Source organism: Sphingomonas lenta, assembly GCF_002288825.1.
Lineage (GTDB): Bacteria > Pseudomonadota > Alphaproteobacteria > Sphingomonadales > Sphingomonadaceae > Sphingomonas > Sphingomonas lenta.
The window spans coordinates 65,591-85,947 of the sequence record NZ_NSLI01000006.1; the positions used below are offsets into that span (position 1 = coordinate 65,591).

The 20,357-nt window shown below is 70.2% G+C and carries 23 protein-coding genes and 1 tRNA gene; 9 read left to right on the forward strand and 15 right to left on the reverse strand.

The window, feature by feature from the left end:
• Nucleotides 1-5 precede the first annotated feature (5 nt).
• Both CKY28_RS17165 and CKY28_RS17170 read right to left on the reverse strand, forming a co-directional pair.
• Nucleotides 6-1,238 carry an efflux RND transporter periplasmic adaptor subunit gene (locus tag CKY28_RS17165; protein WP_095999618.1) on the reverse strand — a complete coding sequence of 411 codons (1,233 nt, stop codon included), beginning with the start codon at nt 1,236-1,238 and terminating at the stop codon, nt 6-8.
• Nucleotides 1,238-2,464: a TolC family protein gene (locus tag CKY28_RS17170; protein ID WP_095999619.1), complete on the reverse strand. Its 1,227-nt coding sequence runs from the start codon at nt 2,462-2,464 to the stop codon at nt 1,238-1,240. Before CKY28_RS17170 ends, CKY28_RS17165 begins: the two co-directional genes overlap by 1 nt.
• A 207-nt stretch (nt 2,465-2,671) precedes the next feature.
• On the opposite strand from CKY28_RS17170, the gene CKY28_RS18855 reads away from it, so the two are divergent.
• Both CKY28_RS18855 and CKY28_RS17180 read left to right on the forward strand, forming a co-directional pair.
• A complete protein-coding gene (locus tag CKY28_RS18855) occupies nt 2,672-3,103 on the forward strand; it encodes a hypothetical protein (protein ID WP_176473165.1) in 432 nt (143 codons plus the stop codon).
• The gene (locus tag CKY28_RS17180; protein ID WP_095999621.1) at nt 3,100-3,630 is read left to right on the forward strand and encodes a DUF4142 domain-containing protein; all 531 of its coding nucleotides are present in this window, start codon (nt 3,100-3,102) and stop codon (nt 3,628-3,630) included. Before CKY28_RS18855 ends, CKY28_RS17180 begins: the two co-directional genes overlap by 4 nt.
• Nucleotides 3,631-3,653: 23 nt before the next feature.
• Here CKY28_RS17180 and arsH read toward each other — a convergent pair whose 3' ends face one another.
• The 10 genes from arsH to CKY28_RS17230 all read right to left on the reverse strand — a co-directional run bounded on the left by arsH (nt 3,654) and on the right by CKY28_RS17230 (nt 9,756).
• Nucleotides 3,654-4,397, reverse strand: coding sequence for an arsenical resistance protein ArsH (gene arsH, locus CKY28_RS17185; protein WP_095999622.1), 744 nt, complete (start codon nt 4,395-4,397; stop codon nt 3,654-3,656).
• Nucleotides 4,397-4,831, reverse strand: a complete 435-nt coding sequence (gene arsN2 / locus CKY28_RS17190; RefSeq protein ID WP_281253265.1) for an arsenic resistance N-acetyltransferase ArsN2 — start codon at nt 4,829-4,831, stop codon at nt 4,397-4,399. Before arsN2 ends, arsH begins: the two co-directional genes overlap by 1 nt.
• Nucleotides 4,828-5,895 (reverse strand): ACR3 family arsenite efflux transporter, encoded by a 1,068-nt coding sequence (gene arsB / locus CKY28_RS17195; protein ID WP_176473166.1) that lies wholly within the window; start codon nt 5,893-5,895, stop codon nt 4,828-4,830. The genes arsN2 and arsB overlap by 4 nt, the downstream gene beginning before the upstream one ends.
• A complete protein-coding gene (arsC, locus tag CKY28_RS17200; RefSeq protein ID WP_095999623.1) occupies nt 5,895-6,320 on the reverse strand; it encodes an arsenate reductase (glutaredoxin) in 426 nt (141 codons plus the stop codon). Before arsC ends, arsB begins: the two co-directional genes overlap by 1 nt.
• Nucleotides 6,317-6,850 carry an arsenate reductase ArsC gene (locus CKY28_RS17205; protein WP_425442546.1) on the reverse strand — a complete coding sequence of 178 codons (534 nt, stop codon included), beginning with the start codon at nt 6,848-6,850 and terminating at the stop codon, nt 6,317-6,319. The genes arsC and CKY28_RS17205 overlap by 4 nt, the downstream gene beginning before the upstream one ends.
• Nucleotides 6,847-7,200 carry an ArsR/SmtB family transcription factor gene (locus CKY28_RS17210; RefSeq protein WP_095999625.1) on the reverse strand — a complete coding sequence of 118 codons (354 nt, stop codon included), beginning with the start codon at nt 7,198-7,200 and terminating at the stop codon, nt 6,847-6,849. Before CKY28_RS17210 ends, CKY28_RS17205 begins: the two co-directional genes overlap by 4 nt.
• 59 nt (nt 7,201-7,259) lie before the next feature.
• Nucleotides 7,260-7,646 (reverse strand): hypothetical protein, encoded by a 387-nt coding sequence (locus tag CKY28_RS17215; RefSeq protein WP_141243981.1) that lies wholly within the window; start codon nt 7,644-7,646, stop codon nt 7,260-7,262.
• A gap of 199 nt (nt 7,647-7,845) precedes the next feature.
• Nucleotides 7,846-8,787: a CDF family Co(II)/Ni(II) efflux transporter DmeF gene (gene dmeF / locus CKY28_RS17220; RefSeq protein ID WP_095999627.1), complete on the reverse strand. Its 942-nt coding sequence runs from the start codon at nt 8,785-8,787 to the stop codon at nt 7,846-7,848.
• 9 nt (nt 8,788-8,796) lie between these two features.
• Entirely contained in the window at nt 8,797-9,072 is a 276-nt protein-coding gene (locus CKY28_RS17225; RefSeq protein WP_095999628.1) for a metal/formaldehyde-sensitive transcriptional repressor, read from the reverse strand.
• Between the two features lie 279 nt (nt 9,073-9,351).
• On the reverse strand, nt 9,352-9,756 hold the full coding sequence (locus CKY28_RS17230; RefSeq protein ID WP_095999629.1) for a MerR family transcriptional regulator: 405 nt from the start codon (nt 9,754-9,756) through the stop codon (nt 9,352-9,354).
• A 69-nt stretch (nt 9,757-9,825) separates the two neighbouring features.
• On the opposite strand from CKY28_RS17230, the gene CKY28_RS17235 reads away from it, so the two are divergent.
• The 6 genes from CKY28_RS17235 (at nt 9,826) to CKY28_RS17260 (ending at nt 17,295) form a co-directional block, all read left to right on the forward strand.
• A complete protein-coding gene (locus CKY28_RS17235) occupies nt 9,826-10,542 on the forward strand; it encodes a class I SAM-dependent methyltransferase (RefSeq protein ID WP_217989607.1) in 717 nt (238 codons plus the stop codon).
• Nucleotides 10,539-11,165, forward strand: coding sequence for a cation diffusion facilitator family transporter (locus tag CKY28_RS17240; RefSeq protein ID WP_095999630.1), 627 nt, complete (start codon nt 10,539-10,541; stop codon nt 11,163-11,165). Before CKY28_RS17235 ends, CKY28_RS17240 begins: the two co-directional genes overlap by 4 nt.
• Nucleotides 11,166-11,233: 68 nt before the next feature.
• Nucleotides 11,234-11,569 carry a hypothetical protein gene (locus CKY28_RS17245; RefSeq protein ID WP_095999631.1) on the forward strand — a complete coding sequence of 112 codons (336 nt, stop codon included), beginning with the start codon at nt 11,234-11,236 and terminating at the stop codon, nt 11,567-11,569.
• 65 nt (nt 11,570-11,634) lie between these two features.
• Nucleotides 11,635-12,885 (forward strand): TolC family protein, encoded by a 1,251-nt coding sequence (locus CKY28_RS17250; RefSeq protein WP_095999632.1) that lies wholly within the window; start codon nt 11,635-11,637, stop codon nt 12,883-12,885.
• Entirely contained in the window at nt 12,882-14,072 is a 1,191-nt protein-coding gene (locus CKY28_RS17255; RefSeq protein ID WP_095999633.1) for an efflux RND transporter periplasmic adaptor subunit, read from the forward strand. The genes CKY28_RS17250 and CKY28_RS17255 overlap by 4 nt, the downstream gene beginning before the upstream one ends.
• Nucleotides 14,073-14,076: 4 nt before the next feature.
• A complete protein-coding gene (locus CKY28_RS17260; RefSeq protein WP_095999634.1) occupies nt 14,077-17,295 on the forward strand; it encodes an efflux RND transporter permease subunit in 3,219 nt (1,072 codons plus the stop codon).
• Nucleotides 17,296-17,840: 545 nt separating this feature from the next.
• On the opposite strand, the gene CKY28_RS17265 is transcribed toward CKY28_RS17260, so the two are convergent.
• Both CKY28_RS17265 and cpdR read right to left on the reverse strand, forming a co-directional pair.
• Nucleotides 17,841-17,915: transfer RNA gene (locus CKY28_RS17265), tRNA-Val, on the reverse strand.
• A gap of 46 nt (nt 17,916-17,961) precedes the next feature.
• Nucleotides 17,962-18,336, reverse strand: a complete 375-nt coding sequence (gene cpdR, locus CKY28_RS17270) for a cell cycle two-component system response regulator CpdR (protein ID WP_095999635.1) — start codon at nt 18,334-18,336, stop codon at nt 17,962-17,964.
• A 109-nt stretch (nt 18,337-18,445) separates the two neighbouring features.
• Between cpdR and CKY28_RS17275 the strand changes: the two genes are divergently transcribed.
• Entirely contained in the window at nt 18,446-19,291 is an 846-nt protein-coding gene (locus tag CKY28_RS17275; protein WP_095999636.1) for an N-formylglutamate amidohydrolase, read from the forward strand.
• Between the two features lie 240 nt (nt 19,292-19,531).
• Here the strand turns inward: CKY28_RS17275 and CKY28_RS17280 are convergent, their stop codons facing one another.
• On the reverse strand, nt 19,532-20,302 hold the full coding sequence (locus tag CKY28_RS17280) for a SapC family protein (RefSeq protein WP_095999637.1): 771 nt from the start codon (nt 20,300-20,302) through the stop codon (nt 19,532-19,534).
• Nucleotides 20,303-20,357: the final 55 nt, after the last annotated feature.

A 20,357-nucleotide genomic window follows, 5' to 3' on the forward strand; every position in this document is an offset into this window, starting at 1 on the left:
CGTTCCTAGTGGTCGTGGCTCGCGCCGGACTTCTCGACGTCCGCCTTGATCACGTAGCTGTTCTTCGCGGCGTACACCGTGCCCGGTTTCAGCCCGCCCAGCACCTCCGTCCACTCCGGCCCTTCGCGGCCGAGCTCAAGCATCCGCACCTCATAGGTGTCGCCCACCTTGGCGAAGACGACGCGGAAGTCGCGGAACTGCTGGATCGCCTCCGTCCTGACAGCGATCGGCACCGTCCGGCTGTCCACGGTGACCAGCCCACGAACCGCCATGCCGGGCCGCCAGAAGCCACCTGGGTTGGGCAGGCCCGCGCGCGCGGTCACCGCTTGGGTCTGGACTTCGGCCAAGGGCAGGAAGTCGCGGATCGTCGAGCCTTGCGAGCGCTCGCCTTCGAGCCCGCGTATCTGGACGGCCTGGCCCGGCCGCACGCGCTCGATGTCGCGCGGGAAGATCGGGAAGGTCGCGACCGTGCGGCTCGGATCGGAGATGACGAAGATCGAATCGTCGCCGGTCACGTCGCCGACACTGGTGTTCCGCTGGGTCACGACGCCCGTAATCGGCGCGAACACGGGATAGGTCTGGAGCGAGTAGCTGCTCTCGACGCGCGCGAGGAGCGCGCCGCGGCCGACCCGGTCGCCGACGTTGCGATGGACGGAGACGACGCGGCCGGGGAACTTGGCTCCGACCTCCGCGCTTGCGGATGGATCGAGTTCGACGCGGCCGACGATCTCCAGCGTCTCGCCGATCTGCGCGGGGCCGGCCACCGCCGTCTCGATCCCGGCGGCGCGCGCCGCCTCGGGCGCGATGGTGGTGCGGCCCTCATACGATGCGAAGCGCCAGGCGTGGTTGCGGCCGCCCTCGCTTGCGCGCACGGCCACGTCGAAGCTGTGCGGCTCGACGAGCGTCGCGTTCCCGCGCAGATAGTCCTGCTCCGGCCGGAAGCTGAACGTCGTCACCTCGCCATCGAGCCGCTTGATGGTGACGCTCGCCTGGACCTGGCCCGGTGGGAGAGGCTTGTCGTCCCGGTAGGCATAGAGCCGATATTCGGGCGGGATACCGTCCTCGAACACGGTCATTTCCAGCGCGAAGTCGCCGTTGCGTAGCATCCGCCCATTGTGTGGGCCGCGCTCATAGTCGCCGGCGGCCGGCGCTTCGTGCTCGGCTGTGGTATTCCCAGGCCCGTCGCCGCAGCCGGCTAGGGGCAAGGCGAGCAGCAGGGCGAGTGTCAGCAAGCGCATCAGTTCGTTCCTTGGACGAGAGCCGCGAAGCGGCCGGTCAGCCGATCAAGCTCGACCCGGGCCTCGTGGTGGCGGGCGGCGGCGCGGACCATGCGCGCGCGCGCCTCGTGGAGCGCCGTTTGCGCGGTGGAGACGTCGAGGAAGGTGAAGCCGCCGCGGTTGTAGCCGGCGCGGACCTCGGCGAGCGTGCGCTCCGCGCCCGGCACCACGCGGTCGCGCACGGCCTCGACCTCGTGCGCGCTCTCCTCGACCTTCTCGGCCGCGAGCGCGATCGCCTGTGTACGCTGGAACCGCTCCACCGCGAGGTCCGCCTCGACCTGTCTGCCTTCAGCCTCCGCCCGCGCGATGTTGGCGCGGTTGAGCCCGCGATTGGGGAGCGGCAGCGACACGCCCGCGACCAGCGCCACGTCGCCCGTGCCGATATAGCGTGGTCCGGCCGAGAGCGTCGGGTCGGTTCGCGCGCCCGCGCGTTGCAGCGTCAGCTCGGCTGAGGCGCGGCGTCGCCGCGCCTCGAAGATGGCGAGATCGGCGGCGGACGGCTCCATGGAGCCCGCAGGGTCAAGCTTCAGGAACCGATCGGTCGCCACGGTCAGACCCGCCGGGTCACCGCCCCACAGAGCGGCCAAGCGCTTCATCGCCGCGTCGCGCGCGTGAACCGCAAGTTCGAGATCGACCCGCGCCTCGGCGAGCTGGGTCCGTGCTCGCGTCCCCGCGAACAGCGGATCGCGGGCTTCGGCGACGCGCCGGCCGACCTCGCGCGCGAGCTGCTCGGCGATGGCGACGCGCTCGCGGGCGACCCCGATATTTGCTTCCGTCGCCTGCACCTCGACATAGAATCGCTGGACCGCGGCGGCGAGGTCGAGGCGTCGCACGAGCGCTTCGGCGCGCGCCACATCGAGATCGGCGTCGGCGATCGCGACACGGGCGGCGCGCTTGCCGCCGCGCTCGATGCGCTGGTTGTAGGTCGCGCCGACCTGAATCTGACGGCGCAGCTCCTCGCCGCCGACGCCGAAATTCTCGGCGAGCACGTCGATCGACGGGGCGGGTCTGGTATCCGCACCGGCGCGGGCCGCGGTCAGCACGTCGACGCGCGCGGACGTGGCAGCGCCTTGCGGGGAGGTGGCGACCGCGCGCGCGACCGCATCCTCCAGGGTGAGCGTCTGGCCGTGCGCGACCGCCGCCGACGACAGCGCCACCGCTACGACGGCGCGCAGATATGATGACATGGGAAACTCTCCCGACGTTCGACGACAAGCGTCGCCCGTAAGGCGACGCGCGGACGCGGAAGGTCAGGCCGAAGGAGGCTCGAGCAGCGGCGCTATGCCGCGGGACGGTCGAAACAGTGCGGTCGCCACTCCGCCGTCCAGGCGATCGTCGGTCAGCCGCGCAGCGACCGACGTCGCCGGCCGGGCGATGTCGCCGACCACGTGCGCATGAACGGCGTGATCCGTTCCGTCCTCTGCGGGCAGCTCACCGGCAGGAGCGATATGCTCTTGCCTATGCTCGTCGGCGTGGTGGACGGACATACCGTCGCTCGCATGTGCGTGGCCAGCGTCACGGCCGTGATCGTGCGGGATGGCCGCTCCCATGCTCCCGTGCGAGAGGAGCATGACGCAGAGCATCAACGAGGCGAGCCACTGCCGCATCCTGCCTGCCTACCATTCGGGGTCGATCCGGACAATCGTGGTAAGCCGCTGGCTTCGCAAAGGTTCGACGGGCGCGCGCGATCCTCGGACCGGCCAGGGGTGGACGCGTTGGCCGCGACCCGCATGGACAACCTTTCCATTCCCGTGGCGTTGAGTAGCGAGATCACCATCGCGATCGCGCCGGGTAGGCACAATTCGACAGCAGGAGATGACCGATGAAGCTGGCCCGCGCTGCTCTAGTCGCAGTCGCCATGACGTGCTTGCCGGTGCCGGCCTCGCCGGCGCTCGCCCAGGCGGGGATCAGCACCAACCCGCCTCCCGTGGAGATCCGAGACTATGTGAGCGCCGTGCACGCGCTGAGCCGGTACGAGGTCGACGCCAGCCGGCTGGCGTTGACGCAGTCCAGGGCGCAGGCTTCGCGCTCGTTCGCCCAGCAAATGGTCGAGCACCACACGCGCATAATAGCCGAGCACGCGCGCCTACTGAACATCCCCGCCGCTACCGACTCCGGTAGTGCGCTGGTCGGTCCGCTGTCGGAGATGCTGAACTCGCTAGAGAACACGCCGGCGGCCGAGTTCCATGCGGCGTACAGGCAGGGGCAGATCGCCGCGCACGAGGAGGCGCTGAAGGTCCATAGCGCCTACGCGTCGCGGGGGAGCGACGCGGGCGTGCAGGCCAAAGCCCAAGCGGCCCTGCCCGTGATCCGCAAGCACCTTGAGGCGGCGCGCAAGCTGCCCGGCGCTTGAGGCGGCCTTGCGGCAGTCAGGGCCTACCCCGCCGCGGTCGCCAAGCTCGCCAGGTCGGACGCGGGATCTACGGGCATCCCGGCCGCCTTGCGCTCCGAGTAGCGGTCCACGAGCTGACCCGCATGGGGGCGCAGGAGCACGGTGAACCTGACCAGCTCCTCCATCACGTCCACGATACGGTCATAGTAGCTGGACGGCTTCATGCGGCCGGCCTCATCGAACTCCTTGTAGGCCATCGCGACCGAGCTTTGGTTCGGGATCGTGAACATCCGCATCCAGCGGCCGAGCAGGCGGAGCGTGTTGACGGCGTTGAACGACTGCGACCCGCCCGACACCTGCATGACGGCGAGCGTGCGCCCTTGCGTCGGGCGCATTCCGCCCATCTCCAGCGGCAGATGGTCGATCTGCGCCTTCATGATCCCGGTGACTTGCCCATGGCGCTCCGGCGAGCACCACACATGCCCTTCCGACCACATGGACAGCTCGCGCAGCTCGCGCACGGCCGGGTGGTCGTCGCCCTTCACCTGGTCGGGTAGCGGCAGCGTGAAGGGATCGAAGATGCGCGTTTCCGCGCCGAACAGCCGGAGCAGCCGCGCGGCCTCCTCGACCGCCAGGCGCGAGAAGGACCGTTCCCGAAGCGAGCCGTAGAGGAGCAGGATGCGGGGCGCAGGATCGAGCGGACCCAGCCCCAGCGCGGGGCGCTGGCGGACATAGGCCGGATCGAGCGCGGGCAGGTTGTCGGGGTCGAGGAGCGGGCGCAGCGGCATCAGAGGGCTTTCACGAGATAGGCGGCCGAGGCGGGGCAGAGCGCGGTGAACTCGCGCGACGCCGCGATCGGCGCAGGAGCCGTGGCGCGATCGGCATCCACATATCCGTTCGCGCGGAAAAACGGCGCGGCCGTGGTGGTCAGGAGGTGCAGCCGTTCGACTCCGCTGGCAACGCAGCCCTCCAAGCGCTCGACCAGCTCCCGGCCGTGACCGAGGCGACGACGGCTCGGGAAGATCACGAGCGAGCGGAGCAGGCGATCCGGCCCGTCGCCTTCCAGCCCGACATAGCCGATGATTCCCCGATCGTCCGACAGGCCGAAGAACAGCCGGCCGGGCTCCTCCAGGTCTGATGTGGGCAAGCCAGCTTGTTCGAGCGCGACTCGGAGAGTGTCATACGCCCCGCGCGGCACCTCGTAAAAGATCGTCCCGCTCACGCGGTAGCACCCCGCTCATACCAGCCGCGCGTGCGCTTCACGATCGACACCACCGAGAGCATCACCGGCACCTCGACCAGCACGCCCACCACCGTCGCCAGCGCCGCGCCGGAGTTGAGCCCGAACAGCGAGATCGCGGCGGCGACCGCCAGCTCGAAGAAGTTGGACGCGCCGATCAGCGCGGCCGGGGCGGCGACGCACCAGGCGACCCCGAACCGGCGCGAGAGCCAGTAGGCGAGCCCGGCGTTGAGATAGACCTGGATGAGGATAGGGACGGCCAGCAGCGCGATCACCAAGGGCCGCGCGAGTATCTGTTCGCCCTGGAACCCGAACAGCAGCACCAGCGTCGCCAGCAGCGCCACCAACGACACCGGGCCGAGCTTCGCCAGCAGGCGATCGAGCGCGGGTTGTCCCCCGCCCGACAGCACCCCGCGCCGGATCACTTGGGCGACGATCACCGGCACGACGATGTAGAGCGCGACCGACAGGAGCAGCGTATCCCAGGGGACGGTGACGGCCGCGACGCCGAGCAGCAGCGCCACCAAGGGTGCGAACAGGAACACCATCAGCACGTCGTTCAGCGCGACTTGCGATAGCGTATAGGTGGGCTCCCCGTCGCAGAGGTTCGACCAGACGAACACCATGGCCGTGCAGGGCGCAGCCGCGAGCAGGATCAGCCCGGCGATGTAGGACGGGCCTTCCCCGGCCGGCAGCAGCGGCGCGAACAGCCAGCCGATGAACAGCGTCCCCAGCGCCGCCATCGAGAAAGGCTTGACCGCCCAGTTAATAAACAGAGTGACGCCCACGCCCTTCCAGTGCTGACGCACCGACCCCAGCGAGCCGAAGTCGATCTTGAGCAGCATGGGGACGATCATCAGCCAGATGAGCACGGCGACGACCAGGTTGACCCGTGCCACTTCCGCCGCGGCGATGGTGGCGAACAGGCCGGGCAGGAGCGACCCCAGCCCAATCCCGGCGACGATGCACAGCGCCACCCAGAGCGTCAGGTGACGCTCGAACGTCGACATGCCGGGCCGCTGCGTTTCGGATGCGAGCGTCGCCATCAGGCTACCCGCGCGCCGGCAGCATCGACCACCAGCTCGCCATCCTCTTTCGCGAACGCGCCCCGTTGCGCTTGCGGCAGCAGATCGAGCACGGTTTCGGAGGGGCGGCAGAGCTTCACGCCCAGGGGCGAGACGACCAGCGGCCGGTTGATGAGGACCGGATGCGCCATCATCGCGTCGACCAGCGCGTCGTCGGAGAGCGACGGGTCGCCCAGCCCCAGCTCCGCATAGGGCGTCCCCTTCCCCCGCAGCAGCTCGCGCGGGGTGATCCCCGCGCGCGCGATGAGCTGGACCAGGAGCGCGCACGAGGGCGGCGTCTTCAGGTACTCGATCACATGCGCCTCGATCCCGGCGTTGCGGATCAGCCCGAGCACGTTCCTCGACGTGCCGCAGTCCGGGTTGTGGTAGATGATGACGTCGATCATGCCCGTCCTCCCGGCGCGTCCGCCGCTTCGAGATCGTCGTGGACCGCCTGAAGCCGCCGCCGGAGCGCCGCGGCCGGCACTTGCCGGTCGAGAATGGGAAGCTGGACCAGCTCGCCGATGCGTCGCGACAGCGCCGCGTGGACGGCCTCGAATGCCGCATCGACCGCGGTCTCGTCGCCCTCGACCGCAGCCGGGTCGGGCAGGCCCCAATGGACCGTGATCGGGTGACCCGGCCAGATCGGGCAGACCTCGCCGGCCGCGTTGTCGCAGACGGTGACGACGACATCGACGGGCGGAGCCTTGGGGCCGGCGAACTCGTCCCAGCTTTTGGAGCGTAAGGCTTCGACCGGATAGCCGTGGCGCTGGAGAAGGCGCAGCGCGCCCGGGTGGACCGCGCCCTTGGGCGACGAGCCGGCCGAGAAGCCCCGGAAACGTCCCTTCCCCAGCCGGTTCACGATCGCTTCGCCCAGGATGGAGCGCGCGGAGTTGCCGGTGCAGAGCACCAGCACGTTGACGGGCCGCGGCATCACGCCGTTCCCGTCGGGCCGCAGCGGCTCCGCAGCGCCACGTCGGCGAGCGGCGCGCATATTTCGGGCGAGCCCGCGCAGCAGTCCTGGATCATGAACTCCAGCAGCTCCGTCATGTTCTCATACCGCGCCGTGTAGATGACCGATCGGCCCTCGCGCCGACTCTCGACCAGGTTGGCATGCGAGAGGATGTTGAGGTTGGACGACAGCGTATTGGGCGGCACGCCCAGGCGTCGCGCGATCTCGCCCGCCGCCAGCCCCTCGCGCCCGGCCTGGACCAACATGTGGAACACGGCGAGGCGCGCGTCGTGCGCGAGCGCGGACAGGGCCGCGACGGCTTGCTTCATTTCCATGTTTCGCATGTAGCGGAACCGTCGCGGCGAGCAACGCCGCGACGGTTCTGCGAGCGCCGTCATTGGGACAAGTCCCGCCGCGTCACCTCGAAGTGCCCGGAGCCGCCGGCGGGGATCGTCTGCTCGCACCCGCGCCGCGTCTTGGTCGCGAGCGGGCACCCATAGAGGCCGCCGCGCTTGGTGATCTCCAACGGCCTGTCGGGCGCGGCCTGGTAGGAGCACGATCCGCCGCGGGCGTCGAGGAATGTCAGCCGCTCCCAGCCCCGCCCGCGGCCGACGATCTCGCGCGTGACCGTCTCGCCCTTCTTGTCCTGGAGCTGGCAGCGCACGACCCAGGGGCCTTCACCCCTGGCCTGGAGCACCAGCACTTCGGACGCGGGTTCCCACTGCCCAAGCGCGGCAGTCGGCAGCATCGCGATCGCGGCGACCATCATCCAGCTTTTCACGTCGGCGTCCCTTCCCGTAACGGCGAGCGCTCGACCGCATTTCGCTTCCATGATTCGACGTTATTGGAAGCGGAGAATATGGAAAAGGGCAAGTTTCTGGACGTCATCGGTGTCGTGAGTAAGGGGTATGCGGCTGCGGTAAGCGCGTTTGAGCCTCGGTCTTCAACGTCGTTGCCGAGGTAGCGTGATCGTCGAAGCGTCAGCGCGTTTCGACTGTCAGGTGAGCGAGCTCATGGACGGGTGCGAGGCGGGCGCGGATCGTGTTGGCGTCGACCCCGTTCTGGCCCACGACGCTGACGATCGCCGCGTGCGCCTCCGGCCCGACCCGCCAGACGTGGAGGTCCGCGATGCGGGCATCACCTGGACTCTCGACCAGCTCGCGCACTTCGCTGGCGACATGCTCGTCCGTCGTGTCGAGCAGGATCGCGGCCGTGTCGCGCATCAGCGTCCATGACCAGCGAGCGATGACGACCGCGCCGACAATGCCCATCACCGGGTCCATCCAGACCCAGCCGAGATAGCGGCCCGCGAGCAGCGCCGCGATGGCGAGGACGGAGGTGAGCGCGTCCGCGAGGACGTGGACATAGGCCGAGCGCAGGTTGTTGTCGCCGCCGCGCGCGCCGTGGGCGTGACCATGACCATGCTCGTGATGGTGGTCGTGACCATGCCCGTGATGATGGTGGCCGCCCGAGAGGAGGAAAGCGCTGGCGACGTTCACGCCCAGGCCGACGACGGCGATGATCGTCGCCTCCCCGAAAGCAACCTTGATCGGCTGGAACAGGCGCATAACGGATTCGATCCCGATCCCGAGCGCGATCAGGCCCAGCACCATCGCGGACGCGAACCCGGCCAAGTCGCCGACCTTGCCCGTCCCGAAGCTGTAGGCGGGATTGCGGGCGTGGCGCTTGGCATAGGCGTAGGCGGCCGCGGCGACCCCGAGCGCGCCGGCGTGCGTCGCCATGTGGAAGCCGTCGGCGAGCAACGCCATCGAGCCGGTCAGGTATCCGGCGACAATCTCGCCGACCATCATCAGGGCCGTCAGCAGCACCACCCAGCGCGTCCGGCGCGCGTTGTCATCGTGCGCGGCGCTCAGGAAATTGTGATCGTGCGTATAGGTGTCGATTTCCGGCAGCGTCGCCATCGGGCAGTCCTATTTTGAGTAGCGACGGATCACCGCCAGCAGTTCATCGGCCCCGGCCGCCCGTTCGGCGTCGTCCAAGCCCGGCCGCGACACATGCGCTTCCAGGTGTTCGGCGATGATCTCGTCCATGAGGCCGTTCACCGCGCCCCGAACGGCCGCGACCAGATGCAACACGTCGGAACAAGAGGAGTCTGCAGCCAGTGCTCGTTCAACCGCACCGACCTGTCCCGCAATGCGCCGGATGCGGGCGACCAGATCGGCATTGGAACCGGAAAGGTGTGCCATATACCCCCCTCCCCTATGCTGGGCAGCGGTTCGGCGCAACCCGTGTTTCAGATAGGCACTGCGATGCTGTTCTAGAGACGACGGTGCCAGAGAGGCGCAGCGCCGACGGCGGCCGCGCACGGCTGGAGCTTCGCCCCCGCAGCTCGAAACGCTGTCTCGTTCGGCGCGGCCGAAATCACATGGCTTTGCCCCCGAGGTGAAGGGCTTGGCATGGGCGCAACGATGGGAGGCGGACTAGCGGTAGAGGCTTAAGGCGCATCCTACGGCAAGCCCGAGGGGCTAAGCCTTCGCGCTGGGCGAGAACGCCTCCAGGATGCGGCACTCGGCAACAGTTCCGCCGCCGCAGGTCGCCACTGCGGCAGCCAGCTCGCTCCGAAGCGCCGCCAGGTCGGCGATCTTGCGGTCCACCTCAGCCAAGTGTTCGCTCGCGATGACCTCGACGGTCCCGCAGTCGCGGCCCTTCTCCCCCGCGATGCTCAGCAGCGCGCGCACTTGTTCGACGGAAAAGCCGAGATCGCGTGTGCGCTTGATGAACCTGAGACGTGCCACGTCCTGGTCCCGGTAGCTCCGGTAATTGCCCGAGGTGCGAGCCGGGGCCGCGATAAGGCCCGCGCGCTCATAGTAGCGGATCGTTTCGATGTTAACGCCCGTAGCCGTCGCCAGCTTTCCGATCGAAATGTTCATCCGAGCCCTTGACCCTGTACTTGGTACAGGGTGCATATAACCCGTCACTTCGAGTCGTTCGAGAGTGACATGATGGCCCGCAACCCAGACCTGGCCCCAACATCGGGCAACGCGCCGGCGCGCGACTATGTGCCCGCGCTCGGCATTGCCGCGCTGACGCCGCTCTACGACGCGATGCTCGGGCTCGCCACGCGCGAGCGGGTATGGCGGGTGGCGCTGCTGAATCAGGTGGCTCCCAACACCGGCGAGACGATAATCGACGTCGGGTGCGGCACGGGCACGCTCGCCGTGCTGCTCAAGCGCCGCGCGCCCGGCGCGCGCGTCGTCGGCGTCGATCCCGACCCCGACGCGCTCGCCCTCGCGGCGCGCAAGTCGGCCAGCGCCGGTGTCGATGTGGAGTGGCGACAGGGCTTCGCGCGCGACGCCGCGGCCGTTCTCGGTCCGGGCGTCGCCGACAAGGCCGTGTCCAGCCTTGTGTTCCACCAGGTGCCTGCCCCCGAGAAGCGGGCGGGGGTGGCGGCCATGTTCGACGCTGTGCGGCCAGGGGGCGAGGTCCACATTGCCGACTACGCCCGGCAAACGGGCGCGAGCCGCCTCCTGTTCAACGTCATCGGCCTGTTGGACGGTTTCGCGAACACGCGAGCGAACGCGGACGGAGCGCTGGAGCAACTGCTGTCCGCGTCGACGGGTTCGACCGTCCAGGCCCGGCGCGTGGTGCCGACGGTCACCGGCGCGATCAGCCTGTTCGCCTGCACGCGCTCCCTTCGCACTGGAGAACATCATTGAACGACGATTGCGGCTGCACGGGCGACCAGGACCGCGCCAAGGTCGATCCCGCCTACAGGCGGGCGCTGTGGATCGTCGTCGTGCTCAACGTCGGCTTCGGCCTCGCCGAGCTCGTCGGCGGCTTCGTCGCGGGCTCGCAGGCGCTCAAGGCCGACTCGCTCGACTTCCTCGGCGACGGGTCGATCACGCTGGCCGGCCTGCTGGCGCTCGCATGGAGCGAGCGGGCCCGCGCCCGCGTGGCGCTCGTCCAAGGGCTGTTCCTTGGCGCGCTCGGGCTGGGCGTCATCGCGGCGGCCGTCATCCGGGCGCTCAACGCCGAACCGCCCGAGGCGGGCCTGATGGGCGGCATCGGCTTGGCGGCGCTCGTCGTGAACGTCGCGGCCGCGCTCGTGCTGGCGCGCTTCCGCGAAGGCGGCGACGCGCAGGCGCGCGCCATCTGGCTGTTCTCGCGCAACGACGCGCTCAACAACGTCGCCGTGATCGCGGCCGCGGGACTGGTGGCGTGGACCGGCAGCGGCTGGCCGGACCTGGTTGTGGCGGGCATCATCGCCATCGTGTTCCTGCAATCCGCGTGGGAGATCATCCGCGACGCACGCGGCGAACTGTCGGAACGACGCGGGTGACCCGCGGCGGCGAGCCCATCCGAGGCGGCGTGCCATCGGCACGCGCGCGTGCTAGGGCGCGGCCATCGATGCGCCGGCTGTTCGCCTTCCTTGCGGTCCTGCTGCTCGCCTCCGGACTGGTCTTCGGTTCGACCGCGCACGCCTATGAAGCGGCCGCTTGCATCGAGCCGTGCTCGGCGTCGGACGGCGGGCTGGTGGTTTCGGTTTCCGATCCGGCACCGGACAAGCCCGGCAAGTGCGCTCCCGGCCATTGCTGCTGCTGTCACGGGCATCATGTCGGGGTGACGACGACGCCGGAGCCGCTGGAGCAGGTGGCGGAGGTTCGCGTCGCTCCGGTCGCAAGCAGGTTCGAGCAGCGGGCGCGAGGCATTCCCGACCCGGCGCTCCGTCCACCGCAAGCCTGACCGCCAGCCCCCCGTCCCGCGCACCGGCGCGGGGGCCGCTCAAGCCGTCAGGAGTTTCGAAGTCCATGCACCGTGTCATCGCGGCCTTATTGGCCGTGGCGTCCCCGATGACGATCGCCCAGGCGCAATCGCCGGGACCGACCCAGGGGCCGCCTCTCACCCTCGAACGCGCGCTCGACCTGGCTGGCGCTACCGCACCGTCGGTGGAGGCCGCTTCCGCCGGCGTTCGCGCGGCCGAGGCGGGCCGGACGGTCGCCGGTCTGCGCCCCAATCCGACGATCAACGCCGAAACCGAGAACGTCGTCGGCACCGGCCAGTATGAAGGGCTGCGAAGCGCCGAGACGACGGTGGGCGTGGCGCTGCCGATCGAGCTCGGGGGCAAGCGCTCCGCCCGGATCGCGGTCGCGGACGCGATCGGTATCCGCGCCCAGGTGGACCAGGCCGTCGCCGCGGCCGACGTTCGGCTCGCGGTCACCCAAGCCTATGTCGAGGCCGCGGCGGCCGAGCGGCGCGTCGTCACCGCGCGCGAGCAGGCCGCGATCGCGAGCGAGGCGCTGCGCGCTGCCAACGTCCGCGTCCGCGCGGGCCGCGCGTCCCCGATCGAGGAGCAGCGGGCGGACGTGCTCCGCCTGAACGCGGCCGCGGCGTTGGAACGCGCCGAGCGGCTGGCGGAGACGGCGCGGGGCAACCTCGCGCGCCGCATCGGCCAGCCGGTAGCCGGTCCGCTCGACCTGGCCTGGTTCGAGCGAGTGGAGGGCGTCGCCGATCCGCGACCCACGGCCCCGGCGCTGACGCTCGCGGCGGCGCGCGCGGACGCCGCCACCGCGGCCGCGCAGGTCCGCCTCGCGCGTTCCCAGCGCATCCCCGACCTGACGGTGAGCGCCAGCGCCCGCCGCCTGGAGCAGACCGACGACGTAGCCGCGGTGTTCGGGGTCTCGATCCCGATCCCCCTGTTCAACCGGGGGACCGCGGCGGTGGCGCAGGCGCGCGCCGAGCGCGACCGCGCCGACGCGCTCGTCCGCGCGGCCGAGCTGGACGCGGATCAGGCGGTCGCCAACGCCAGGGCGGAGGTGGCGAACGCCGCCGTGACCGCGCGGACCGCGGCGGGGCCGACCCTCGCGGCGGCGCGGGAGTCCGCGCGCATCGCGCGAATCGGCTACCGGGAGGGCAAGTTCGGGCAGCTCGACCTGCTCGACGCAGAGCGCACGCTTTCGGAAACCAGGGCGGCCGCGATCGACGCGCTCGCCGCCTATCACGACGCCCGGGCGCGACTGGAGCGGCTGACCGCTTCCGCGCCGGGCTCCACGGGACGATGACCATGAAGAAGAACATTGGGCGGGCGCTCGCGTCCGCGGCGTTCGCCACCATGCTCGCCGCGTGCGGCGCGCGGGATGGCGGCGGTGAGGCCGGCGAGGCGGCCGGGAGCGAGAAGGCCGAGGCGGCGGAAGCCGGCAAGGGCGAAGAGGCCCGCGAGCCGGGAGCCGAGGGTGTTGTCACCCTGTCGGCGCGGCAGATCGCCGACGCAGGGATCGAGGTCGTGCGGCCGACGGTGGGCGGCGTCGCCGGCGCGATCGACGCGCCGGGCACGGTCGAGGGCGACCCGCAGGGCGTCCAGGTCGTCTCCGCCGCGATCGGCGGGCGCGTCGTGTCGCTCACCCGCAACCTGGGCCAGCCCGTCGGTCGCGGACAGACTCTCGCCGTCATCGAGAGCCGCGAGGCGGCCTCGCTGAAGGCGGAGGTCGAGGCGGCGCGGGCGCGGGCCGCGCTCGCGCAATCGAACCTGCGACGCGAGCAGCGGCTGTTCGCCGAGCGCGTCTCGCCCGAGCAGGACCTGATCGCCGCGCGCACGGCCGCGACCGAAGCCAACATCGCGCTCCGGCTGGCGCAGCAGCAGCTCGCGGCCACGGGCGGCGGGGGCGGTGCCTTGAACCGCATCGGCGTCGCCTCGCCCATCTCGGGCCAGGTGATCGCGCGTTCCGCGACGCTCGGGCAGCAGGTCGCCGCCGACGCCGAACTCTACCGGATCGCCAACCTGTCCCGGGTGACCGTGACCGCCTCGCTGCCGCCGGCCGACGCCGGCCGTGTGTGGCCGGGCGCGCGCGCCGAGGTGACCGCGCCCGGCCGTCGCCAGGAAGGCCGGGTCACGTTCGTATCGCCGGTGCTGGCCGCGGAGACGCGGCTCGTGCCCGTCGTGGTGACGCTCGACAACGGCTCCGGCCAGTGGCGGGTGGGCGAGACGGTCGGCGTGTCCATCCTCGTGCCCGCAGGCGGGGATCGCACCGTCACCGTGCCCTCGACGGCCGTGCAGACGGTCGAGGGCAAGCCCGTGGTGTTCGTGCGGACGCCCACCGGCTTCCGCGCGACGCCGGTGACGCTCGGACGCCGCATCGGCGATCGGGTGGCGGTCACCGCCGGGCTCGCCGGCGACGAGCGGATCGCATCGACGAACAGCTTCACGCTCAAGGCCGATCTCGGCAAGGGCGAAGCGGTCGAGGAGGAGTGAGGCGATGATCGCTCGCATCGTCGACTTCTCGGTCGAGCGGCGTTGGCTCGTCCTGCTGCTCACGCTCGCCGCCGCCATCGCCGGCGCGTTCGCGCTCCAGCGGCTGCCCATCGACGCCGTTCCCGACATCACCAACAACCAGGTCCAGGTGAACGTGGTCGCCCCCGCGCTGTCGCCCGATCAGGTCGAGAAGCAGGTCGCGTTCACGATCGAAACCGCGCTCGCCGGCATCCCCGGCCTGGAATACACCCGGTCCTTGAGCCGCAACGGCTTCGCGCAGGTGACGGCCGTGTTCACGGACGCGACCGACATCTACTTCGCGCGCCAGCAGGTGGCCGAACGGTTGCGCGCCGCCGAGGACAGCCTGCCCGCCGGCGTCGACCCCGAGATGGGGCCGATCGCGACAGGCCTGGGCGACATCTTCATGTGGACGGTCGAGTTCCGCGAACTCGATCGCGTCAACCACGCGGACGGCGAGCCGGGGCTTCAGCGCGACGGCAGCTACATCACGCCCGAGGGCGACCGGCTCGCGACCGAAGTCGACAAAGCCACCTACCTCCACACCGTCCAGGAGTGGATCGTGGCGCCCCAGCTCCGGGGCACGGCTGGCATCGCCGGCATCGACTCGCTGGGCGGCTTCGACAAGCAGTACCTTGTCGCCCCGGACGTCCAGCGCCTGGCCGCGCTGGGCCTGACGCTAGAGGAACTGGCGGCCGCGCTGGAGCGCAACAACGCCGGCATCGGCGCGGGCGTGGTGAACCGCAACGGCGAGGGCCTAGCGGTCCGCGCCGACGCGCGCGTCCGCACCGCCGACGAGCTCGCCCGCACCGTGATCGCCAGCCGCGACGGCGTGCCCATCACGCTGTCGCAGGTCGCGACCGTCGGCGTGGGTCAGGGCTTGAGGACCGGATCGGCCTCCGAGAACGGGCGCGAGGTGGTGGTCGGAACCGCCGTCATGCGTATCGGCGAGAACAGCCGCACGGTCGCGACCGGGGTCAGGGAACGCCTAGAGGAGATCGGCCGGTCGCTTCCGACCGACATCATCGTGAAGCCGGTGCTCGACCGGACCGAACTCGTCAACTCGACCATCGCCACGGTCGCGCGCAACTTGAGCGAAGGCGCGGCGCTGGTCGTGGTCGTCCTGTTCCTGCTGCTCGGCAACTTCCGGGCGGCGCTGATCGCGGCGCTGGTGATCCCGATCACCATGCTGCTCACCAGCTTCGGGATGCTACGCGCCGGCGTCTCCGCGAACCTGATGAGCTTGGGCGCGCTCGACTTTGGCCTCATCGTCGATGGCGCGGTCATCATCGTGGAGAACGCGCTCCGGCGCATGGCGGAGGCGCAGCATGGGCGCGACGGTCCGTTGCCCCTCCGCGAGCGGCTGGCGATCGTGGCCGCGTCCGCGCGCGAGATGATCCGCCCGTCGGTGTACGGGCAGGCGATCATCATCCTCGTCTACGTGCCGCTGCTCACCTTCACGGGCGTCGAGGGTAAGATGTTCGAGCCGATGGCGCTCACCGTCATCATCGCGCTCGCCTTCGCGTTCGTGCTGTCCTTGACCTTCGTGCCGGCCGCGATCGCGATCTGGCTGTCGAAACGGGTCGAGGAAAAGGAGAGCCGCATTGTCGCCTGGCTCCGTCGCCGCTACGAGCCGGGCCTGGACGCCGCGATGCGCAGGCCCAGCCTGACCGTCGGCGTCGCCGCCGGCGCGCTGGCGCTCGCGGGCGTGGCCTTCACCACGCTCGGCCAGGAGTTCCTGCCGCAGCTCGATGAGGGGAACATCCTCGTCCAGGCGTGGCGCATCCCGGGCACGTCCGTCGACCAGGCGCAGGCCATGCAGTTCCAGGTCGAGAAGATGGTCGCTCGCGAGCCGGAGGTCCGGTTCGCCTTCTCGCGCACCGGCACGTCGGAGATCGCGTCCGACCCCATGCCGCCCAACGGCACCGACACGTTCGTGATCCTGAAGCCCCGGGCCGAGTGGCCGGACCCCGGCCTGCCCAAGGAGGAGCTGGTCGAGCGGCTGGAGCGGAAGCTGTCGACGCTGCCGGGCAACGCCTACGAGATCACGCAGCCCATCCAGATGCGCTTCAACGAGCTCATCGCAGGCGTGCGCGCAGACGTCGCGGTCAAGGTGTTCGGGGACGACTTCGCTCAGATGAACGCCGCCGCCGAGGAGATCGCCGGCGTGCTCCGCCGGACGGAAGGCGCGGCCGATGTGCGGGTGGAGCAGACGGAAGGGCTGCCCATGCTCGACATCCGCCCGAACCGCGACGCGATGGCGCGCCTGGGCGTCACCGCGGGCGATGTTCAGGACACGGTGGCGGCGACGATCGGCGGGCGTCAGGCCGGCATGATCTTCGAGGGCGACCGGCGCTTCCCCGTCGTGATCCGGTTGGCGGAGCAGGCGCGCGCCGACCCGGGGGCGCTCGCGCAGGTGCCGGTGCCGACCGCCGGCGGCTCCTTCGTGCCTTTGTCGTCTGTCGCCGATATCGAGGTGGTCGACGGGCCGAACCAGATCAGCCGCGAGAACGGCAAGCGCCGCGTCGTCGTCCAGGCGAACGTCCGCGGCCGCGACGTGGCGGGCGTGGTGGGCGATGCGCAAGGAGCGATCGCGCGCGACGTGAAGCTGCCGCCCGGCACCTATCTCGAATGGGGCGGGCAGTTCGAGAATCTGGCGTCGGCGCAGGAGCGCCTGGCCGTCGTGGTCCCGATCTGCTTCGCGGCGATCATGTTCCTGCTCTACGGCGCTCTGAAGTCAGTGCGGGACGCGGTGCTGGTGTTCACGGGCGTGCCGCTGGCGCTGGTGGGCGGCGTGCTCGCATTGCTGTTGCGCGGCATGCCTTTCTCCATCTCGGCGGCGGTGGGCTTCATCGCGCTGTCCGGCATCGCGGTCCTGAACGGGCTGGTGATGGTGACCTCGATCCAGGACCTGATCGCGCGGGGCGTGGACCGGGCCGAGGCGGCGCGCGAGGGTGCCTTGGCGCGTCTCCGCCCCGTGGCGATGACCGCGCTCGTCGCGTCGCTCGGCTTCGTGCCGATGGCTCTGGGGCATGGCGCGGGCGCGGAGGTGCAGAAGCCGCTCGCGACCGTGGTGATCGGCGGGCTGATCACGGCGACGCTGCTGACGCTGTTCGTGCTGCCGACGCTCTATGCGCGCTTCGGTGGGCGACGGGCGGACGTGCCGGGTTCGGTCGGAGACCCGGCCACGGCGGCGCACGCGTGAGACAGGCGGCCGGAGCGTCGCTCCGGTCCGGCGCGGACAGAAACAGGCGTTCTCGTCCCCTTCCGAGCTGTCCCTTTTGCGCGGTGGAAACGGGTCAGGTTCGACAGTTCCGGCTAGCGCCCCTCTCAAAAACGACCGATTGCGGGAGACGCTACCTTCGGTCGCGGTTAGGCCCAGTTCGGGCGGCATTTCGGTTCCCAGAACGCTCACCCGGAACAACGCGATCCGGGTCGCGCATGAAGAGACAGCGGCACACCTCGCTCCTGCAGAGCGGGTGACGGTCAGGATAGTTGAACGGTTTTTCGAGATTGCTGGCTGTGAACCGGATAACTCTACGAAGCTCACGAGGCCAACGGGCGGCATGCGGCCGAGCTCCATCACGCAGGCATTAGGCGAGCCCTTCTGGCCAGAGCACGGATTGTTTGATCGTCTAACGGGCCCGCCGGACGGCATTTCACCCAAAAATCACCCAACATTTTGCCGCTCGGTGCCTGCATAGGCCAACAAAAAGCCCCGCTAAGCTTCTCAGCTTGCGGGGCTTTTAGTGGTGGGCGTGGCAAGGATTGAACTTGCGACCCCTGCGATGTCAACACAGTGCTCTACCACTGAGCTACACGCCCGTAAGGAGGCGGGCTCTAACCGGAGCCGCGGCGGAGCGCAAGCGGGTTAGTTGAGCCCCGCCTGGTCGGTCTCGAACAGGCGGTCGACCTCCATCACCAGGTCGCGCAGGTGGAACGGCTTCGACAGCACGCGGGCCTGCGGCATCGCCTTGCCCGCCTTCAGCGTCACCGCCGCGAAGCCGGTGATGAACATGACGCGCAGGTCGGCGCACATCTCGCCCGCCTTCTGCGCCAGCTCGATGCCGTCCATCTCCGGCATGACGATGTCGGTGAGCAGCAGGTCGAACCGCTCCCGCTCGAGCAGCGGGATGGCGGCGGTGCCCCGGTCCACCGCGACGACCGAGTAGCCCGACCGCTCCAGCGCGCGCGCGAGATATTCGCGCATGACCTGGTCGTCCTCGGCCAGCAGAATCCGGATCATCGCCTTGACTCGTCCCTCGTTCGCGAGCCGCCAGCGTTAGCCGTGAAAGGGTTAACAATTCCAGTGCCGAGGTTGCCGCGTGCGGAGCGCCACCCTACCCTCCTCCCGGATGGACAGGAGTTTCGACCTGCATGGCGACCCCGAGAGGCCCGCGAGCCCGGTGGTCCTGTCCGTGCCGCACGCGGGCCGCGCCTACCCGCCGGAGATCGTGCCGCTGATCCGCTGGAATCCGTCCAGCCTGCGCGCGCTGGAGGACCGCTATGTCGACCTGGTCGCGCTCGGCGCGCGGGGGCCGCGCGTGGCGCTGGTCCAGAAAGTGCCGCGCGCCTGGATCGACCTGAACCGCGGCGAAGACGAGCGCGATCCGCTGGTCGACGAGGGCGCGGACCCCCGCCGTCAGCCGGCGCGCTCCGCCAAGCTCCGCAGCGGGCTCGGCCTCGTCCCCCGCCGCGTGCCCGGCGCGGGCGAGATCTGGCGGCGCAAGCTCACGCCCGCCGACATGGCCCGGCGCATCGAGCGCGCGCACCGTCCCTATCACCAGGCGCTGGCGCACGCGCTCGCGGCGGCGCATGCGCGGTTCGGCGTGGCGGTGCTGCTCGACCTGCACTCCATGCCGCCGCTGGGCGCCGGCGGCGCGCAGGTGGTGCTGGGCGACCGGTTCGGCCGCGCCGCCGCCGCGCGCTTCGTCGGCCGGGCGGAGGGCGTGGCGCTCGCGGCTAGGCTCAGGGTGGCGCTCAACAGCCCCTATGCCGGCGGCCACGTCCTCGACCGCCACGGCCGGCCGGAGCGCGACGTGCACGCGATCCAGCTGGAGCTGGACCGCAGCCTCTACCTCGACGGCAAGCTAGACGCGCCCGGCGACGGGCTGGCCGCGACGGCGGCGCTGGTCGGGTCGGTCATCGCCGCGCTGGAGGACGAGGCGCTGTCGGCCGCACTCCCGCTGGCCGCCGAATGACCCAGGCCCAATAAAAAACCACCTCGCGCAGAAGTCGCACGAGGTGGCCAAGGTTCAGGGAGGAGACACGCTGAAAGCGTGTCGTACGGTTCCGCGAAAGGGGGGACACGGAAACCGTACAAGTGCGATGTAGGAACCGCACAGGCCTTTACAACCCTCTGAAACCGCTAGGGTTCCAAGAAAAGTTAATCCTTCGCGACGGTAGCGTTCCCATGGGCGGGAACGCCCCTTCGGCAGGCGTCAGGCCGTCGGCTGGAGCTGCGGCTGCGGCGCCTGGCCGAGCTGCATCTGCCGCGCGAAGATCTCGCGCATCAACGACAGCGAGAAGAGGTGCGCGTAGAGCAGCGGCAGCATGCCCGACTTGGTCATCTTGCGCAGCTGGTCGCCGCGCAGGTCGTTCAGCTTCTCCTCGTTCACCATGCGGAAGCCGCGATAGACGAAGGGCTGCGCCGCGCCCTCGGGCTGGATCGAGACCTCGCCGTCCATCAGCAGCTCCATCTCGTCGAGCTCCTTGGTGAAGGCGGCGGTGCGGGCGCCCGCCTGCTCGAACGTCTCGTTGAAGGCCAGGATGTTCTTGACCAGCTCGCTGGGCTGGCCGTCGACGAACACGGGGTCGCCGTCCTCGAACGGTCCGATCGACTCGGCGGTCGGGTCGAAGCAGAGCGACAGGTCCTGCGAGTCCGGGCGCAGGCGCGCGAGCATGTACGGGTAGCGGCGGATATAGGCCGGCACGTAGAACTGCGCGTCGCGGAGGCGGCCCTCGTCGTCGAAGAAGACGTTCACGCCCTCGTTCAGCCCCATCAGCGCGATGGGCACGCTCTCCGGCCCCACGGAGAAGACGATGGGCATGTAGCGCTGCGCCAGCGGGAACTCGTCCACCGTCACGGGCACGGCGTGCTGGCCGACGACGAACGACGCGCGGTCCTGCGGACGGATGCGGTAGTTGCCGTGCATCTCGCTCGAGAGCGGCTCCAGGCCGTTGTAGAACAGGGGAAGCGGCGCGCTGGCCATGGGTCGGACACTCCGGGAAAAGGGATGGCGGCCGCGCCGCCGGACGGGCCGTGTT

Excerpts from the sequence above, each read along its gene's own strand:
- CKY28_RS17165 (WP_095999618.1), bottom strand. The coding sequence starts at position 1,238 with ATGCGCTTGCTGACACTCGCCCTGCTGCTCGCCTTGCCCCTAGCCGGC.
- CKY28_RS17170 (WP_095999619.1), bottom strand. The coding sequence starts at position 2,464 with ATGTCATCATATCTGCGCGCCGTCGTAGCGGTGGCGCTGTCGTCGGCG.
- CKY28_RS18855 (WP_176473165.1), top strand. The coding sequence starts at position 2,672 with ATGAACGGCGTGATCCGTTCCGTCCTCTGCGGGCAGCTCACCGGCAGG.
- CKY28_RS17180 (WP_095999621.1), top strand. The coding sequence starts at position 3,100 with ATGAAGCTGGCCCGCGCTGCTCTAGTCGCAGTCGCCATGACGTGCTTG.
- arsH (WP_095999622.1), bottom strand. The coding sequence starts at position 4,397 with ATGCCGCTGCGCCCGCTCCTCGACCCCGACAACCTGCCCGCGCTCGAT.
- arsB (WP_176473166.1), bottom strand. The coding sequence starts at position 5,895 with ATGGCGACGCTCGCATCCGAAACGCAGCGGCCCGGCATGTCGACGTTC.
- arsC (WP_095999623.1), bottom strand. The coding sequence starts at position 6,320 with ATGATCGACGTCATCATCTACCACAACCCGGACTGCGGCACGTCGAGG.
- CKY28_RS17210 (WP_095999625.1), bottom strand. The coding sequence starts at position 7,200 with ATGGAAATGAAGCAAGCCGTCGCGGCCCTGTCCGCGCTCGCGCACGAC.
- dmeF (WP_095999627.1), bottom strand. The coding sequence starts at position 8,787 with ATGGCGACGCTGCCGGAAATCGACACCTATACGCACGATCACAATTTC.
- CKY28_RS17225 (WP_095999628.1), bottom strand. The coding sequence starts at position 9,072 with ATGGCACACCTTTCCGGTTCCAATGCCGATCTGGTCGCCCGCATCCGG.
- CKY28_RS17230 (WP_095999629.1), bottom strand. The coding sequence starts at position 9,756 with ATGAACATTTCGATCGGAAAGCTGGCGACGGCTACGGGCGTTAACATC.
- CKY28_RS17235 (WP_217989607.1), top strand. The coding sequence starts at position 9,826 with ATGATGGCCCGCAACCCAGACCTGGCCCCAACATCGGGCAACGCGCCG.
- CKY28_RS17245 (WP_095999631.1), top strand. The coding sequence starts at position 11,234 with ATGCGCCGGCTGTTCGCCTTCCTTGCGGTCCTGCTGCTCGCCTCCGGA.
- CKY28_RS17250 (WP_095999632.1), top strand. The coding sequence starts at position 11,635 with ATGCACCGTGTCATCGCGGCCTTATTGGCCGTGGCGTCCCCGATGACG.
- CKY28_RS17255 (WP_095999633.1), top strand. The coding sequence starts at position 12,882 with ATGACCATGAAGAAGAACATTGGGCGGGCGCTCGCGTCCGCGGCGTTC.
- CKY28_RS17260 (WP_095999634.1), top strand. The coding sequence starts at position 14,077 with ATGATCGCTCGCATCGTCGACTTCTCGGTCGAGCGGCGTTGGCTCGTC.
- cpdR (WP_095999635.1), bottom strand. The coding sequence starts at position 18,336 with ATGATCCGGATTCTGCTGGCCGAGGACGACCAGGTCATGCGCGAATAT.
- CKY28_RS17275 (WP_095999636.1), top strand. The coding sequence starts at position 18,446 with ATGGACAGGAGTTTCGACCTGCATGGCGACCCCGAGAGGCCCGCGAGC.
- CKY28_RS17280 (WP_095999637.1), bottom strand. The coding sequence starts at position 20,302 with ATGGCCAGCGCGCCGCTTCCCCTGTTCTACAACGGCCTGGAGCCGCTC.